Here is a 591-nt window from a genome sequence, read left to right on the forward strand (position 1 = left end):
TTTATTAACCTGTTGTCATATGGCTGATAGACCTGCTGCCCGAGCTCAGACTGCACGGATTGGCTGCCACACCCTCACTCCACAAGTGAGGGTATCTCAGTGCTTTACCCACTTCATTGTTGCGGGGGAAGATTCGCAGTTACCAAAAACGTGTCGTAACGCGGCACTCCATTAACTATTCCACATAAGCGTTTTTCTTCCACAACCTCAAGGCCATAATCTTCTCTGAGTCGTTTTCTGGCCGGTGGGCTTGCCAGCACTTTCTGCGTGAGCGTCCCAAGAGGCGGTCTGATGCCGCACTCTCTGAGTCGCTTCACCTCATTATCTACTTTTGTCTTGATGTCATCCGGAAGGCTCTCCGCCTTCCTGTCCTCAAACACTAATTTCTGAAGAACAGTCATATCATCTGGCAGAGTAACCTGGCGCAGCTCAAGCTCGCTGTGTATCGCGCCAAGATATTCCCGCCCCTGGTCACTTTTCAAGCAGGTAGCCCTGAAGTGATTGTGCCAACACGCACTTGAGAAATGATCGGCCTGGCAGGTGAACAGCCCCGCAGACGCAGCTATAGCACGACGGACATTATCATCAAGT

1 protein-coding gene is annotated in these 591 nt (G+C 51.3%); it reads right to left on the reverse strand.

The features are described 5' to 3' along the window. Positions 1-113: 113 nt before the first annotated feature. The coding region (locus E1189_RS00650; protein WP_230459864.1) for a hypothetical protein at positions 114-591 on the reverse strand (478 nt) is incomplete at its 5' end.

Origin of the sequence: Parendozoicomonas verongulae (assembly GCF_009711465.1) — a bacterium.
Lineage (GTDB): Bacteria > Pseudomonadota > Gammaproteobacteria > Pseudomonadales > Endozoicomonadaceae > Sansalvadorimonas > Sansalvadorimonas verongulae.